The following is a 16,865-nucleotide window of genomic DNA, read 5'->3' as shown; positions in this document are numbered from 1 at the left end:
AAAAATTTCAAAAATTTCACACAGTGAAGCCTATCAAAATATATCAAACCTAACGAAACCTATTTCTTTCACGTCCAATGGTAGTCGGCTCCCCATGTCCGGGGTAAACCACAACATTATCATCAAGCTTCATAAGCTTATTCTCAATAGAATCTAAAAGAGTATTCAAATCACCATCGGCAAAGTCAGTGCGACCTATACCCATATTAAACAAGGTATCCCCGGTAAAAACCTCATTCCCCACTCTTATGCAAATGCCCCCTACGGAATGTCCGGGCGTGTGAATTATCTCAAAATCAAGTCCGCCAGCCGTTATCACGTCACCGTCTTTTAAGAGACTGTCAGCTGCTTTGCATTCCCTGCCCAATCCAATTCCAACGGGATCATTTAAAGACGGATCTGTCAATTTATCCGCTTCCTTTTCATGAATAAGAACCTTGGCCCCTGTCATTTCCCGAACCTCATCCACCGTCAACAAATGGTCGATATGTCCGTGGGTTATTATTATATACTTAATTTCCAGATTATTTTCATTAACGGTATCCACTATTTTTCTCGGGTCACATCCTGGGTCAATAATTATTCCTTCCCCATTCTGTCCCACAATATAGCAGTTTGAACCAAAAAGTCCAATCGGCAGACACTTTATTATCATGTTATCCTCCACCCTAAAATTCTTTTTTGCTGTCAATAAGCATCGTAACAGGCCCGTCATTATGGATTTCCACCATCATCATGGCCTGAAATCTACCAGTTTCAACCTTTACACCGTAGTTTTGGCACTCTTGAACAAATTTCTCATACAGCTCTTTTGCCGCCTCAGGTCTTGCTGCCTTGTCGAATCCCGGCCTTTTACCCTTTCTGCAATCTCCGTAGAGGGTAAACTGGGATACAACCAAAAGTTCTCCTCCAACATCCTTCAGGGATAGATTCATTTTCCCATTTTCATCTTCAAAAATCCTTAAGTTTACGATCTTGTCTGCAAGGTACCCAACATCCTTTTCGCTGTCATCGCAACCTACCCCCAGAAGCACCATCAGACCTTTTCCTATCTCTCCAGTTATCTCACCTTCGACCGTAACCTTCGAGGCTGTCACCCTCTGTACAACTGCTCGCATAAAATCCCCTTCTTAACTTCATCTGAAGCAAATTGCTTCAGTTCTTTTATTGTCTGTTTCTTGTTACTTCAAATACCCCATCAACCTTTTTAACCTTTTTGATAATTTTCTCAAGCTGCTCGGTATTTGTAATCTCCAAAGTAAGGTTCATAATCGCAATCTGATCCTTTGTGGTTCTCGCATTTATTGCCTTAAGCGGAATCCTTGACTCACCAATGACATTGGTTATTTCCATCAAAAGCGCCGTTCTGTCATTGGCCATAACAGTGATCTCAGCCTTATATGCCACGTTGTTTGCGGTATACCAGCTTACCTCAATAAGTCTGTTGTCACCGTCGATATTATTTATAACATTAACGCAGTCGTTCCGGTGCACCGAAACACCTCTACCCCTTGTGATATATCCGATAATATCATCACCGGGAACAGGGTTGCAGCACCTAGAAAGTCTTACCAAACAGTTATCTATTCCTTTAACAATTACACCATTTTCCGGTACTTTCTTACGCTGGGCCTGGTTTTTCCTCTCGTCGGCTTTGGCTACCTGCTCTGCAAGTTCCTCGGCCTTGACGGTTTTCCTATATTCTTCCCGCAGTCTGGAGATAACCTTGTTTGCCGTAAGTGCTCCATAACCTATGGCTGCCCAAACATCTTCAAGGGAGACAAAAGTATATTTTCTGAGTATTATTTCTATCCACTCGGGCTTAAAGAGCTGACTTGCCGTAAAGCCTTGCTTTTTCAGCTCCTTATCGATCATTTCCTTGCCCCTAATAATATTTTCTTCCCTTTTTTCTTTTTTAAACCACTGATTAATTTTGTTCTTTGCCTGGGAGCTCTTTGCAATTTTCAGCCAATCCCGGCTTGGTCCGTGAACATTCGAAGAGGTAAGTACCTCAACAATATCACCATTTTTAAGCACATACTCAATAGGTACAATCTTATTGTTTACCTTTGCTCCGGACATCTTGTTTCCGATGGCACTGTGGATTGAGTAGGCAAAATCTATAGGCGTTGAGCCGGCAGGAAGACTTATAACATCCCCCTTAGGTGTAAAGACAAAAACCTCATCGGTGAAAAGGTCTATTTTCAAAGTCTCCATAAACTCATTGGCATCACGCATTTCCTTCTGCCATTCCAGAAGCTGCCTTAACCATGCCAATTTATTGTCGGAATCATCCGCAGTTTTTCCCTCTTTGTATTTCCAATGGGCTGCTATACCCACCTCAGCTACCCGGTGCATATCCCATGTCCTTATTTGCACCTCAAAGGGAATACCCTCATGTCCAATTAATGTGGTATGAAGGGATTGATACATATTCGGCTTCGGCATGGCTATATAATCCTTGAATCTGCCCGGCATAGGCTTGTAGATTTCATGCACAAGACCCAAAACAGCATAACAGTCTTTTACCGATGTAACAATAACCCTCACTGCAAAAAGGTCATATATTTGCTCAATGGTCTTATTCTGCTGCACCATTTTCCTGTAAATACTGTAAAAATGCTTCGGTCTGCCCTCAATATGTGCATCAATGCCAATCTCTACGGTTTTCTCCTGAATGGTTTTAATAATATCGGAAATATAGGCCTCCCTTTCCATTCTCTTCTTGGCTATCTTGTTTACAAGGTCGTAATATCCTTTAGGGTCAAGATAGCGTAGACAAAGATCCTCAAGCTCCCACTTTATCTTTGATATACCAAGCCTGTGAGCCAAAGGAGCATATATCTCAAGGGTTTCCTTAGCCTTCTCATGTTGCTTTTCAGGGGGCATATACTTAAGAGTACGCATATTGTGCAAACGGTCTGCCAGTTTAATGAGAATAACTCTGATGTCCTTTGCCATTGCAAGAAACATCTTCCTGAGGTTCTCGGCCTGCAATTCTTCCTTTGTCGTGTAAGGAATCTTGCCCAGCTTGGTTACTCCGTCCACAAGACTTGCAATCTCCTCGCCAAACTTCTCCTTGATCTGTTCAATAGTGTAAGTAGTATCCTCAACAGTATCATGAAGAATGCCCGCAACTATAGCAGTACAATCCAATTCAAGATCCGCCAGTATGTTGGCAACCTCCATGGGATGCACAATAAATGGATCCCCGGATTCTCTCTGCTGCCCGTTATGCGCCTCTTGCGAAAGATTGTGAGCCATTTCAATGAGTGCAAAATCGCAGCTTGGGTTATATTTTTTAATTTTTCTTATGAGTCTGCTGTAACCATCACCCATCAAGTATTCCCCCACATCGATTCAATGCTAATTCTACTTTATGTATTCCCCATATATATTAATACGAAACTATGGATTCTACATTGTATCCTTTCAACTTGTCTCTTCCATTTAGAAATGAAAGCTCAACAAAATAAGCAATTCCCACAACTTCTCCCCCAAGCTGCTCCACAAGCTTTATGTTTGACTTGGTGGTCCCTCCTGTTGCAAGAAGGTCATCAACAATAACTACCTTCTGCCCCTTTTTAATTGCATCTATATGCATCTCAAGCATATCCGTGCCATACTCAAGCTCATATTCAACACTAATGGTCTTGTATGGGAGCTTTCCCTTTTTCCTAATAGGTACAAAACCTTTTCCCATAGCATATGCCAGCGGTGTACCAAAGATAAATCCCCTGGATTCGGGCCCTACAATAAGGTCGTAATCCCCAAAAGATTCTATTTTCGCTTTCATGACATCAATACACTCTTTAAGAGCCTCTGCATCCTGAAGTACGGTGGTAATATCAATAAAGTTTATACCTTCCTTCGGAAAATTGGGTACTTCTCTTAGTTTTGTCTTTAAATCCATACTAAACCCTCCATACATTAAATATATATATTTTCCAGTAACATTTGCATACTTCTAAACAAGCAAGAGTTTTCAAGATTTGTTCTGTTATTTCCGATATCGTTCAAAATAATAATATGACCCTTCTGACCGTAAGGAAGCTTCTTTACAAGGGATAGTTCCTCAAAAACCTGTATTGCTGTCTTTACCTTGAAATAATTCATGGGTATATGATATTTTCTCGAAACATCCCGGGCAACCGCAAATAAATCCTCCAAAACAACACGATTATCCTCTTTTGAGCCGGATTTCAAATACTTATATACCGCAGCCATATCTTGCCTTTTTAACACAATATCATCTTCAATAAAATCGATTATTATTTTATTATAAACATAAACCCTGCTTAAATCAATCTTTCTTACAATCTGATACACATAATCCTTCGATATCCACGCACCGTATAATATCACACGGTCAAAGCTCGATAGCAAAGCCCCTTCCGGATGAGGATTCACCACAATAGATACCGATTCGATATTATCATGGGGCAAAAAAGAGTAAAATATTCCATATTTAATTTCTACAGACAGCGAAGCTTTTTTCAAAACATTTTCAATATACTCAAGACTTGCAGGAGAATTTATCAGAATAGCCGTCTTCTCCCCTCGGGCAGAAAAAACATCTATGGCTTCCCCAATCCCCCCGGGATAGTCAATGGCAGGTAGCTTTGCCAAAACTTCATCAACAATATTATCCTCCTGAGGAATAATAAAATCAATACAACCGTCAAGGCTAAAATAAAATTTATTTTGCCTTTCCATCGCCCCTGCGGGTCTGATATCCTTTATGTTCAGCTGAACATTTTCCCTCCCGTTCCATGAATTCACCTCCATGGAACACACAACGTCCACAAAATCCGCTTCACCGTAACATTCTACCAAGTCGCCTGAGTTAAAGAAGATGCCATCAATAACAGCGCCGTTGTCATCAAACCTGATTTTTGCATGCTTACTGTCCTGTCCCACAGAACGTATTTGTCCAACTTTTAAGTTGTCATATCTTAATACCGGTAGAGGATTGCCTTCCCCGAAGGGTGCTAGAAGCTTCAGTTCTTTGCAGTTGTCAATGGTCATATCCTCCCCGGTTATGGAAACATCAATCTTCATCCGCGGAACAAGGTCATCTTCTCCAAGGACCGAATCGGCATATTCATTTATCATTCTTCTGAATTCATCGATGTTTTCCGGCTTTAGTGCAAGACCGGCCGCCTGCTCATGGCCGCCATACTTTTCTAAAATCCCCTCACAATGCGTCAGGGCTTTAAACAGATTGAATCCTTCAATGCTTCTTGCAGAACCTTTTGCCGCGTCACCATCAATAGAGATAAGTATGCTTGGCCGATAATACTTCTCTGTTATCTTGGAAGACACTATCCCGATAATACCATGGTGCCATCCCTCTCCTGCGACCACAATCACCTTTTCCTTGCTTAGGTTTATATCGGTCTCAATAGTATTAACCGCTTCCTCCAATATGGCAAGTTCATTTTGCTTACGGTATATATTCTGCTCATCCAGCTCCTTCGCAATCTTTAGCGCCTCTTCTTCATCATCTGTGGTCAAAAGTCTTACAGCCCTAGATGCATCTCCTATTCTGCCTGCTGCATTTATCCTTGGAGCGAGAATAAAGCTAAGTAAAAAAGAGTTGATTTCCCTGTTCTCTGCCCCCGCCACTTTGATGAGACTTCTAAGTCCTATATTTGACGTCTTCTCAATCATGGAAAGACCATATTTTACAATGATTCTATTTTCCCCCAAGAGAGGAACCACATCCGCCACAGTCCCTAATGCAACAAGGTCAAGATAACGCCTCTCAATACCCTGAATACCCATTTTCTTTGCAAGGGCTTCAAGCAGTTTGTATGCAACCCCAACCCCGGCAAGCTCCTTAAAAGAATAGGTACAGTCAAGCCTGTGGGGATTCACTACGGCACAGGCATCGGGAACGCTTTCCCTGCATTCATGGTGGTCGGTTATTATTATATCTATGTTTTTGTCAGTAAAATATTTTACCTCTTCGAAAGCGGTAATCCCACAGTCAACAGTAATTATCAGATCTATATCCATATCCGATATTTTTTCTGCAGCAACCATGGAGATTCCATAACCTTCATTTAATCGATCGGGAATATAGTAGCAGACATCTGCATTATGTTTACTAAAAAAATCATAAAGAATGGATGTGCTAGTTACCCCATCCACATCATAGTCACCATATATCAGAATTTTCTCATTATTATGAACAGCCTTGATTATTCTGTCGGCAGCTTTTTCCATGTCACGAAGCTCAAATGGATCATTGAGCTTGTCCAATGTGGGATTCAAAAAATCTTTTATATAATCCGGATCATCCACTCCCCTGGACAAGAAAATCCTGGCAAGGAGCTTTGATACTCCGGCTTCTTTTGCAAGTCTATCAACCTTTTCCTTAGGCAAATCGTTCATTAACCATAGTCTGTCCCGTTCCATTCCATCACCTGCCTAAAATAGTGTAATAATGACTTATATAAAGTATCTAAACCGAATACAATGTATTAATTATAATGTATTTGATTCTATTGTTCAAATGAAATATCTAAGACAAAGCAAAGGAGATTTTTCAAATGAATCAACTATACTTGTGACTTGTGTGGCCATATCGAAGTCAGGTATTGATACATAGTATCCGTCATTTTCTTTTGTGATTATTACTGGATAAGCCTCTTTCATTTCATTCCAAGAGGGCAAATAAAAAAAGCTCGATTATTTATCGAGCTCTTGGCCTTAGCCTAAATACTTCTTAACAATATTATTCACCATTTTTCCATCAGCTCTGCCTTTTACTTTAGGCAGCACAGCCTGCATCACTTTGCCAATATCACTGGCCGAACCTGCTCCCGTCTCGTTTATTGCTTCCTTTACAATAACCTCTAGTTGATCCTCAGTTAGCTGTTCAGGCAGGTATTTTAGTAGAACATCTATTTCAGCTTTTAAGCCGTCTATAAGATCCTGTCTGCCGGACTTTTCATAATCCGTTAGTGAGTCTCTTCTTTTCTTCACTTCTTTAGCAATTATTTCTAATATACCATCGTCGTCAAGGGTAATCCTACTATCCTTCTCAACCTGAAGCACTGCCGACCTGGCCATTTGGATGGCGTTCTTTCTAATATTATCCTTATCCTTCATGGCTGCTTTCAAATCATCCATAAGTTTTTCCTTAAGGGACATCCATACTCGCCTCCCTTATTTAAACTTTCTTTTTCTTGCAGCTTCAGATTTCTTTTTTCTTTTTACACTTGGTTTCTCATAGTGCTCCCTTTTTCTTACTTCTGCCAATACGCCTGCCTTAGCGCATTGTCTCTTAAATCTCTTAAGAGCACTATCGAGAGATTCATTCTCTTTAACTCTAACTTCAGACACGTATTTCCCTCCCTCCGATGGTAGCAATTGTGCTAAGACTAAAACTACGACCTTTTTAGTGTGGATTTAATTGGGAACTCAGCTAAATATAGCACACACTTTATTATATATTAGACGGAGAACGCGTGTCAATACTTATTTTTACTGTTCTTTAAGCCATAATTGTTATTTTCTTTCTATTGGATAAAAATATTCTTTATTTTTTCCCAGAATAGTGCTAAAATATTCCTTAACAGCATTAATAGTATATTGATAAGGTAGGTAAATACGATGCATAGACTCAGTAGACAAGCTTATTTAAATGTAATTCAATTGATGCTGGACATTCTCTTTTTAGTAGCTTCATATTTTTTATCATACTATATTGCTTCATTTAATACAAGTCTGCATGATTATAAAGAATACTTATGGATTTTGGTAGTTTTTATTCCTCTATGGTTTTTCAGCATGAGTAATCTAGGAATGTATGATAAAACAACTTTTTGCTATCCCGATAGAATAATTCGAAACTGCCTTCTTTCCACACTAATATCCAGCATCACCCTTGCTTCAATGATATTTTTTATTAAGGAAACAATGTTCAGCAGACTTCTGTTTATAACCTTTGTTATTTCGGTAATGACACTTTTGATTCTGGAAAGACTTGTTTATACCTTCTTTATATGCAGGAGAAGCAAAGCCAAGGAGGACACCACCAGGGTCATCATAATCGGTTCTCCCAGTGAGGCGCAAAAGTACAGCCAGTATATCGATAAGACCAATATCAACATAAATATTATTGGTTATGTAAAGGTAGATTCAATTGAGGACGATAAATATTATTACAACCTCGGACATATAGAAGACCTCCAGCAGATTCTAAAGGAAAATGTGGTAGATGAAGCAATATTCGCTCTTCCAAAGGATTATGTAGGAAAAGTCGAAGAATACATCCTATTGTGCGAGGAAATGGGCATTACCGTTAGGATGGTACTAAATCTCTATGACTTAAAGCTTTCCAAAACCCATTTAACCAGCATAGGAACTCTTCCTGTACTTACATTCCATACGGTTTCTTTTAATCCTCTACAGCTCTTTTTAAAGCGTTTGCTGGATATTGTGGGTGCATTGGTCGGTTTGTCTTTGACAGCTCTGGCTTCAATTCTCATAATTCCCGCAATAAAGTTTGATTCCCCCGGTCCGGTCATATTTCAACAGGATAGAGTTGGCCTTAACGGTAGGGTCTTCAAATTGTACAAATTTCGCTCAATGACCTCGGATGCAGATTTTAGAAAAGCGGAGCTGTTGGCATTAAACGAAGTCAGCGGTGGACTGATGTTTAAGATAAAAAATGATCCAAGAGTAACAAGGGTCGGGAAATTTTTAAGAAAGACAAGCCTAGATGAGCTTCCCCAGTTTATAAATGTCTTAAAGGGAGATATGAGCCTTGTAGGTACAAGACCTCCAACAGTAGATGAGGTAAAGAAATACGAAACATATCACCGGCGAAGAATCAGCATAAAGCCCGGCATCACGGGATTGTGGCAAATAAGCGGCAGAAGCAGCATTACCGATTTTGAAGAAGTCGTCAAGCTCGATACAAAATACATAGACCAGTGGTCCATCTGGCTTGACATAAAGATTATATTAAAAACAGTGCTTATAGTATTAAAAAGGAATGGGGCCTGTTAATTCCGAATAATTTATACTATTTTTTAATCAAATACTAGTAATAGGATCTTTTTTTACTTAAGTCCTATGGATTTATTTTTCATTACGAATTATAATATTAGTGTCAATATATTTAAAGCTCGAATCATATTTTTATTTTTCTAATTTTTCTTTTGTTTAGGGGGCAATTATGCATAGTTCAAACAGACACGCTTTTGTTAGCATAGGACAATTATTTTTAGATATATTTTTTCTCATATTGTCGTTTTTCGTTTCATACTATATTGCGTCGCATCTTAGAGTATTGCAGAGTATTACCGCTTTCGTGTGGGTGCTGCTTATATATATTCCCCTCTGGATTTCATCCATGGGGTTCTTAGGTATGTACAACAAAACAACCTTTAATTATTATGACAGAGTATTAAGAAATATATTATTCTCTTCTCTCATATCGTGTATGTTTGTTGCATCCTTTATGTTTTTTATTAAAGAAACCATGTTCAGCAGAACACTTTACTCAGTTTTTACCGTTACCAGCATAGTTTTTTTGGTCTTTGAAAGATTCATGTCCGTTTATCTTGTCGGCAAGCACCGGCGCAAAACGACTTCCAACGTAATATTTGTTGGAGATCGCAATGTAGCACTTAAATTTGTATACTTCCTTCAGAAAACAAATATCACTATAAATGTAATAGGTTATGTAAATGTACATAAATGCAACAGAACATTTAATAGCAAAAAAACGTTGGGATATATTGAGGACCTTGAAAATATACTTAAAAACCAGGTTGTCGATGAGGTGATTTTTGCCCTCCCGAAAGACTATGTCGGAGATGTGGAAAAATATGTATCCATATGCGAGGAAATGGGAATAACAGTTAGAGTCATTCTGGATTTGTACAATCTCAGAGTTGCAAAGACGCATTTTAGCTGCATGGGTACTCTTCCTATGCTTACCTTCAATTCCGTAAGCCTTAATCAATTTCAACTTATGATTAAGAGAATTATGGATATTCTCGGTGCTCTGGTAGGGCTAGTTATTACCGGGATAGCTTCGATATTTATAATACCTGCCATAAAGCTGACATCCCCGGGTCCGGTTTTATTTAAGCAGGACAGAGTCGGAATGAACGGAAGAGTATTTAAGATATATAAATTTAGAACAATGTATATCGATGCGGAAGAACGCAAAAATGAACTTATGGGACAAAACCAGGTCGAAGGCGGTTTAATGTTTAAAATCAAGTCTGACCCAAGGATTACTCCTGTGGGTAAGATACTCAGAAAAACAAGCCTTGACGAGCTTCCCCAATTCTTTAATGTATTAAAGGGAGATATGAGTCTTGTAGGAACAAGGCCTCCTACAGTGGATGAAGTCAAGAAATATAAAACCTATCACAGAAGGAGAATAAGCTTCAAGCCGGGTCTTACAGGCATGTGGCAGGTAAGTGGCAGAAGCAACATCACAAACTTTGAAGATGTTGTAAGGCTTGATACAAAATATATAGATGAGTGGTCAATCTGGCTCGACATAGTCATAATTTTAAAAACTATATGGGTAGTTATAAGAAAAAGTGATGCCTACTAAAGGCATCACTTTTAAAATGGCAAATCATCATCTTCTATCGGGAAAAATCCTTCGGCATCGGTATTTTTGGGTTCAAAACCGTCCGATGTATAATTATCCTTTTTGCTGTCGGCAAAATACGCTTCCTCTGCAACAATTTCCGTCATAGTACGTTTATTTCCCTGCTCATCGTTCCATGACCTATTCTGGACCCTGCCTATTATCGCAACCTGCTGTCCTTTTCGAAAATAGTTATTACAGAATTCACCGGTCTTCTCCCATGCAATTATCGGGAAAAAGTCAGCCTGATCCTGCTCTCCCTGTCTTGAAAATCTCCTGTTTACCGCAAGGCGAAAATGACATACCGATTTACCGGTAGTAGTGTGTCGCATTTCGGGATCCTGTGTCAATCTCCCCATTAAAATAACTTTGTTCATATATCCAACCTACTTTCAAATAGTTTTTCCATAATTATATCAAACACTTGTTCGGTTGTCTATATTCTTTTTAGCAAAAAGCCAACATATCAGAATAGCCACAAGCGCACCCGAGCAATCTATAAGAACATCCATAATTTGAGAATTGCGCCCCGGCACGGTTCTCTGATATAACTCGTCACTAATAGCTGTCAGACAGGCTATTAGCATCGCAAAAGCCGAAGCTTTAGTCTTATTTAGTTTAAGAAATCGCAGCGCATTAAAAGCCAACAGAGTAAGAATAAAATACTCCGAAAAATGCATTGCTTTTCTAAACAAGTAATTTTTGTTTTCCATAAGTACTTCATTTCGCGCAATGGTATCATCAAGGTTTAAAAGGCTTATAATCTTGTCAACAATTTTTTCGGAAATACTTACAGAATCCCCACCATTTTGACTGGAGAAACCAAGTATTATTACGATCATAGCAATTACAGCAACCCATGCTACATATAGTGAAACAGCTTTTGCTCTTTTCATACCCTAACCTTTCTTTAAGTTTTAAGCTTTAAACTCCGGTGCCTATAAACACAAATCCTTTTTCTTCTATATCCTTTCTTGAATAAATATTCCTTGCATCATAGAAAATATTACCCTTCATTATTTTTTTAAGAAGAGTCAAATCCATATTGCGGAACTCATGCCATTCTGTAATAATAATCAAAGCATCCACATCCTCAGCAGCATCATAGGCATGCTTACTGTAATTAATATTATCCGCATATTTATCAAGAATCTTTTTTGCCTCATCCATAGCTTGTGGATCGTAGGCTCTGATATTAGCTCCCTTTTCAACTAAATCCGGTATTATTGTCAATGAAGGAGCATCTCTCATATCATCCGTCTCAGGCTTGAATGCAAGCCCAAGTATACCAATTGTTTTGCCCTTCAGATCTCCTGCAACCTTTTCAAGTTTTTCCGTCACCATCTTTTTCTGCCTGTGGTTTGCCTCTATTACCGAGCTTACCACAGACATATGAACACCATGCTTTTCAGCTATTTGCACAAGGGCCTTGGTATCCTTAGGGAAGCAGCTTCCTCCAAAACCGGGGCCTGCATGCAGGAACTTCGGACTTATCCTTCCATCCCTCCCCATAGCCTTCGATACTTGCTGAACATTTGCCCCTACCTTTTCGCAAAGATTTGCAATTTCATTTATAAAAGTTATCTTCGTTGCAAGAAATGCATTACATGCATACTTAATCATTTCTGCAGTCTCTATGTTAGTTATTATGAAGGGCGTTTCATTAATATACAAAGGCCTGTATACCTTTTTCATTATCTCTGCAACCTCTTTACTTTCAACACCTATAACAACTCTATCAGGATGCGTAAAATCATAAAGGGCTTTGCCTTCACGAAGAAACTCCGGATTTGACACAACACCAAATTCGTATTCTACTCCTCTTTCCTTAAGCTTATCTGCTATTATTTTCTTTACAACCTGGCCTGTCCCAACAGGGACAGTGCTCTTATCAACTATAACCTTATAACCGTTCATATGCTCTCCGATGGTTTTTGCAACAGCATATACATACTGCATGTCTGCCTCTCCATTCTCCATTGGAGGTGTACCTACAGCAATAAACAAAACATCGGATTCTTCTATTGCTTTCTTTGAATCAGTAGTGAATTGTATCCTTCCTGCTTTTATGTTCCTTTCAAGGAAAACATCAAGACCGGGCTCATAAATAGGAATTTTTCCATTATTGAGTCCATCAATCTTTTCTTTATTAACATCAACGCAAATAACGTTTACACCAAAATCAGCTATGCACACTCCGGATACAAGTCCAACATAGCCAGTCCCGAACATTGCAACTCTTGGTATCATGTTGATCCCATCCTCATCTACTTATATTTACTCATTTTACATCTTCTATGATATACTATTTCTTTTTCTTTTGGAAGACTATCCTGCAAATTAATAATATTGCTTGTACCATCTTGCAAACCTCAATAATTATTGAGAAATTCTATTATATTACTATCTGTATACTCTTGCAAGTTCAAAATACTGCATCTTACTCGTGCCTGGACTACAAGACAAATATACAAACTAAGAATCAATTTAGTAAGAGTTATCCTTTGAGGAAAGATTTGGTATTATAGTTGAAAAAGAATGGGAGTCAAGAAAAAACTCTAGGATTAAGAGATATATGCATAAAGCATCTTTTAGTATTAATGCTTGCATTGAGGATATAAACTATGCAAACTCTTTCTACTTGCGCCTACATTATTCAGAAGCCAAATATAGTTATCGCTAGAAAAACCTGAAGCACCAAGACATTTCTAGCACGTGGGTTTAGTAATATCGCTTACAGTCATGGTTATACTGCAAAATACTACCGTATTTCTGAACTTTTGCTTGAAATACAAGATGCAAAAAATGAAAAAAGAGGGCTAATCTTTTAGATAAAATACTTGAAGGGTATGTCTCATTTCGGGATCCTGTGTCAGTCTCCCCATTAAAATAACTTTGATTATATATTGGACCTACTATCAAATAGTTTTTCCATGATTATATTAAGCACTTGTTCGATTGTCTATATTTCTTCTAACAGAAAGCCAACATATCAGAATAGCCACAAGCGCACCCGAGGAATCTATAAGAACATCCATAATTTGAGAGTTGCGTCCCGGTACAGTTCTCTGATATAACTCATCAATAATAGCTGTCAGACAGGCTATTAGCATCGCAAAAACCGAAGCTTTAGTCTTATTTAGTTTAAAAAATCGCAGTGCATTAAAAGCCAACAGTGTAAGAATAAAATACTCCGAAAAATGCATTGCTTTTCTAAACAAGTAATTTCTGTTTTCCATAAGCACTTCATTTCTCGCAATGGTATCATCAAGCTTTAAAAGGCTTATAATCTTGTCAACAATTTTTTCGGAAATACTTACAGAATCCCCACCATTTTGATTTGAGAAACCAAGTATTATTATAATCATAGCAATTACAGCAGCCCATGCTACATATAATGAAACAGCTTTTGCTCTTTTCATACCGTAACCTTTCTTTTAAGTTTTAAGCTTTATTTAGTATTTTTCTGAAAAGTTTTTTCACGCGTTTTCTCTACTATTCTTACTTAGAACGCTACGTATCCTTCTTTTTATTCTCACATGTATTGCTGGTTTAAGTAATTGAAGAAGTTTTTCAGTTTCAACTCCACGATTCAAGAGGCTAAAAAACTTATCTCTCTTGGGGTGCATCAATACTGACTTTCTGGAATCCGCTGAAGGAGGAAGAATTTTATCTACTTCAGCTTCCTCAAAAGTCATCTTCTCCTTACATGAATCAAATAAACGTCTCCCTTTCTCAGAATGAATGAGTACAACAGATGTACCTTTATCATCATCCATATGTGGTTTATACTTTTCTATTCCCCAACTATCACCTAAAGTAATATCCGAAAGCCGATTCAAACTTTTAAATTTGCAATCATGACACGACAGACGCAAACAAATATCATTTAAAAACAGCTTCATATAAGGGTTTTTATAGGCAGATTCTTTGTATACTTTATCATTTTCAAATGTAAATTTTACATCATACTGCTTCCAGCCATTCTCTTTATCACGAAAAGAAACCGATTGTCCTTTTCCATACAATTTGTTTTTCTCACTCCAGTATCTCTTCCATACTTTTGGGCTGGGTACACCATGGCATAATACATCTATTGTAAACAGATTGTCGTATTCACATCCTAAAAAATGCTTCAATCCTTCGATCTGGCAACAAGTGCCTGAAAATAGCACAGTCCTTCCCTGTTTCAAAAATTGCTCAGCCTCATTAAAACTATTGCCTATACAACTCTCTAAATATTTACTTCCCTGCAATTTCCAAAGTTCTTCCAACTTATCTATTTTTATGTGCTGTACAGCAAAATCTTCATCAAAAGCAGCTCCAAATACCACGCCACCCATCTCTAATACTCTTTCAACACATAAAGAGAAAATTGCTCCTGAAGAACTTCTTTCTCTCAATTGTAAATCATTTGCATATGCTACATACGCACCTAAAAAAGATTCTTTTTCTTCTTTATTTTGAATAGGGCACACTTTCTCGCACAACCCACAAGAAATGCAAGCAGCATTATTTATATTTGGATAAAGGAAACCTTCAAAATTCTCTTTCATGGTAATACATTTCTTTGGACACCGCTGTGCACAAGCAGAACAACCACAACAATCCTTTTTATTTGTAATGTCTATCATAATCTTCCCCATCTTTAGCTCCAAGTTTTTTTAACAATTTTATTTTTCCCTTAGTCATTTTATCCGCAAGCTGTACACTTTGCTTAAACTCATCCATATTGCGGTATGCCAAGAAGAAAATTATATTTGGAATTATGCAACAGCAAACCAATCGAACTACAACTAGTAATATATCGGTCAAACTAAAAAGACTACACACAAAAAACGTAATAACACAAGAAATAAATACTACTATTACATATCTCGCTAGTTTTTTTAGATATGGAATCAAATTTTCTCTGTCAAATAATGTTGTAAACAAGTTATGAAGCAACCACGGCATCCCGACAAATAACATTGATAAAATCGTCGAAAGAACAACCCCATATAATCCCATAAACTGTACTGAAATTAAATTTAATGTCAGATTTGTCAAGGCTGTTATCAGCGGTCGAAAACGATCCTCATGCCATATTCCAGCAGCATCTTTATATGTATTTAATAACTGATTAATCTCAAAGATGAAAAAGTATATGCACAAACAGACCACAATTGAAAAATCCAACAATAAATCTGTTCCTACCCATAGTCTCATAAAAGGTTGATACAGACATAAAAAACAGGATGTACATACTCCTGCAATCCAGGCAATAATGAATGTGAACTTTCGTAAATCATTGAAATTTTTCTCTTGGGTTTCTACTACTATACTATTACCTATGCCTGCTGTTACTGAAGCAAATATAATAGTAATCATACCGGTTACTGCAGTAATTAGATAAAAATAATTCTGATAGACAGCAAGTACACTTAGTCCAAGAAATGCAGAAATAACAATCGTATCTGCAGAGTTTACAACTACTGCTCCAATTTTTGAAGTAAATAAGTCACGAATCCTATGATTTATCTGCTGAATCATTTCTTTTGGCAGATTACCCTTTGGCTGATACTGCGGATACATACGGTTTGCCACAATAGCAGTAAAAATATTAGTCAGCACCTGAGTAAATAATAGAACAATTACAAAGTAATAATAGTTATGAAAAACTGCTAATGTAGCAAACTGTATTATATACTTTAAAGTTTCAGTAAGTAACATTACCTTACTTATTATATCTGTTCTCTGATGCGCCTGCAAAATACTATTTTTATATGCAAAAAGCCAATAGGATAAGACTGTAGCGCCAAGGTTTAAGATATATAAAATGTAAACATTTATATCAGGCGGCACTTCTCCTTTAATCAAATATGGTATAAACGGCAACAATATCAATCCCGCCACACATACTACCAATCCTATTATTCGGTAATATATTTTATATAAGCGCATTAAGGCACAAATAGCGTCCGCGTCATCATTCGCAATCGGTTTATACATGGAGTAGACCATTGCAGATCCAACTCCGAGTTCCGCTAAATTTAATACCTGCAAGACCGAAGTAAATAGGCTATTCAATCCCAAATATTGCACGCCTAAAAGATAAATCATTGCCGTCCGCATCACAAACGGAATTAACAACTGGTATATTTTTAAAATGCTTCCGAAAATCATATTTCTAGATGCATTTTTAGTTCGTTCAATCCTCATTTCTTCACAATCTCCTTACTATTCTCACGAGCTC

At 37.8% G+C, this 16,865-nt stretch carries 15 protein-coding genes; 2 read left to right on the top strand and 13 right to left on the bottom strand.

Annotated features, from left to right (window positions below):
- Positions 1-49: 49 nt before the first annotated feature.
- The 7 genes from EFD62_RS11000 to rpsU form a co-directional block, all read right to left on the bottom strand.
- The gene (locus EFD62_RS11000; protein ID WP_128706118.1) at positions 50-655 is read right to left on the bottom strand and encodes an MBL fold metallo-hydrolase; all 606 of its coding nucleotides are present in this window, start codon (positions 653-655) and stop codon (positions 50-52) included.
- 13 nt (positions 656-668) lie between these two features.
- Positions 669-1,118, bottom strand: a complete 450-nt coding sequence (gene dtd / locus EFD62_RS10995; protein ID WP_069193194.1) for a D-aminoacyl-tRNA deacylase — start codon at positions 1,116-1,118, stop codon at positions 669-671.
- 46 nt (positions 1,119-1,164) lie between these two features.
- Positions 1,165-3,339, bottom strand: a complete 2,175-nt coding sequence (locus EFD62_RS10990) for a RelA/SpoT family protein (protein ID WP_128706117.1) — start codon at positions 3,337-3,339, stop codon at positions 1,165-1,167.
- A gap of 58 nt (positions 3,340-3,397) precedes the next feature.
- Positions 3,398-3,913: an adenine phosphoribosyltransferase gene (locus tag EFD62_RS10985; protein WP_069193192.1), complete on the bottom strand. Its 516-nt coding sequence runs from the start codon at positions 3,911-3,913 to the stop codon at positions 3,398-3,400.
- A 17-nt stretch (positions 3,914-3,930) separates the two neighbouring features.
- The gene (recJ, locus tag EFD62_RS10980; protein WP_128706116.1) at positions 3,931-6,423 is read right to left on the bottom strand and encodes a single-stranded-DNA-specific exonuclease RecJ; all 2,493 of its coding nucleotides are present in this window, start codon (positions 6,421-6,423) and stop codon (positions 3,931-3,933) included.
- Positions 6,424-6,717: 294 nt separating this feature from the next.
- The gene (locus EFD62_RS10975; protein ID WP_069193190.1) at positions 6,718-7,161 is read right to left on the bottom strand and encodes a GatB/YqeY domain-containing protein; all 444 of its coding nucleotides are present in this window, start codon (positions 7,159-7,161) and stop codon (positions 6,718-6,720) included.
- Between the two features lie 15 nt (positions 7,162-7,176).
- Positions 7,177-7,353 carry a 30S ribosomal protein S21 gene (gene rpsU, locus EFD62_RS10970; protein WP_010247912.1) on the bottom strand — a complete coding sequence of 59 codons (177 nt, stop codon included), beginning with the start codon at positions 7,351-7,353 and terminating at the stop codon, positions 7,177-7,179.
- Between the two features lie 270 nt (positions 7,354-7,623).
- Between rpsU and EFD62_RS10965 the strand changes: the two genes are divergently transcribed.
- Together EFD62_RS10965 and EFD62_RS10960 are read left to right on the top strand one after the other, a co-directional pair.
- Entirely contained in the window at positions 7,624-9,024 is a 1,401-nt protein-coding gene (locus EFD62_RS10965; protein ID WP_128706115.1) for a sugar transferase, read from the top strand.
- A gap of 169 nt (positions 9,025-9,193) precedes the next feature.
- Positions 9,194-10,591 (top strand): sugar transferase, encoded by a 1,398-nt coding sequence (locus EFD62_RS10960; protein WP_069193188.1) that lies wholly within the window; start codon positions 9,194-9,196, stop codon positions 10,589-10,591.
- 11 nt (positions 10,592-10,602) lie between these two features.
- Here the strand turns inward: EFD62_RS10960 and EFD62_RS10955 are convergent, their stop codons facing one another.
- From EFD62_RS10955 to EFD62_RS10925, 6 genes are all read right to left on the bottom strand, one after another.
- On the bottom strand, positions 10,603-11,007 hold the full coding sequence (locus EFD62_RS10955; RefSeq protein ID WP_069193187.1) for a single-stranded DNA-binding protein: 405 nt from the start codon (positions 11,005-11,007) through the stop codon (positions 10,603-10,605).
- A 39-nt stretch (positions 11,008-11,046) separates the two neighbouring features.
- Positions 11,047-11,526: a VanZ family protein gene (locus tag EFD62_RS10950; RefSeq protein ID WP_128706114.1), complete on the bottom strand. Its 480-nt coding sequence runs from the start codon at positions 11,524-11,526 to the stop codon at positions 11,047-11,049.
- Between the two features lie 28 nt (positions 11,527-11,554).
- The gene (locus EFD62_RS10945; protein WP_128706113.1) at positions 11,555-12,880 is read right to left on the bottom strand and encodes a UDP-glucose dehydrogenase family protein; all 1,326 of its coding nucleotides are present in this window, start codon (positions 12,878-12,880) and stop codon (positions 11,555-11,557) included.
- Between the two features lie 692 nt (positions 12,881-13,572).
- Complete coding sequence (locus EFD62_RS10935; protein WP_128706112.1) at positions 13,573-14,052, bottom strand: VanZ family protein; 480 nt, start codon at positions 14,050-14,052, stop codon at positions 13,573-13,575.
- A gap of 57 nt (positions 14,053-14,109) precedes the next feature.
- Positions 14,110-15,264 (bottom strand): Coenzyme F420 hydrogenase/dehydrogenase, beta subunit C-terminal domain, encoded by a 1,155-nt coding sequence (locus EFD62_RS10930; protein ID WP_162302512.1) that lies wholly within the window; start codon positions 15,262-15,264, stop codon positions 14,110-14,112.
- Positions 15,245-16,831, bottom strand: coding sequence for a lipopolysaccharide biosynthesis protein (locus EFD62_RS10925; protein WP_128706110.1), 1,587 nt, complete (start codon positions 16,829-16,831; stop codon positions 15,245-15,247). The genes EFD62_RS10930 and EFD62_RS10925 overlap by 20 nt, the downstream gene beginning before the upstream one ends.
- Positions 16,832-16,865 lie beyond the last annotated feature (34 nt).

This window comes from Acetivibrio mesophilus, from assembly GCF_004102745.1.
Taxonomy (GTDB): domain Bacteria; phylum Bacillota; class Clostridia; order Acetivibrionales; family Acetivibrionaceae; genus Hungateiclostridium; species Hungateiclostridium mesophilum.
The sequence above is the reverse complement of the archived record's forward strand: the minus strand, read 5'-3'. Positions and strand labels throughout refer to the sequence as shown.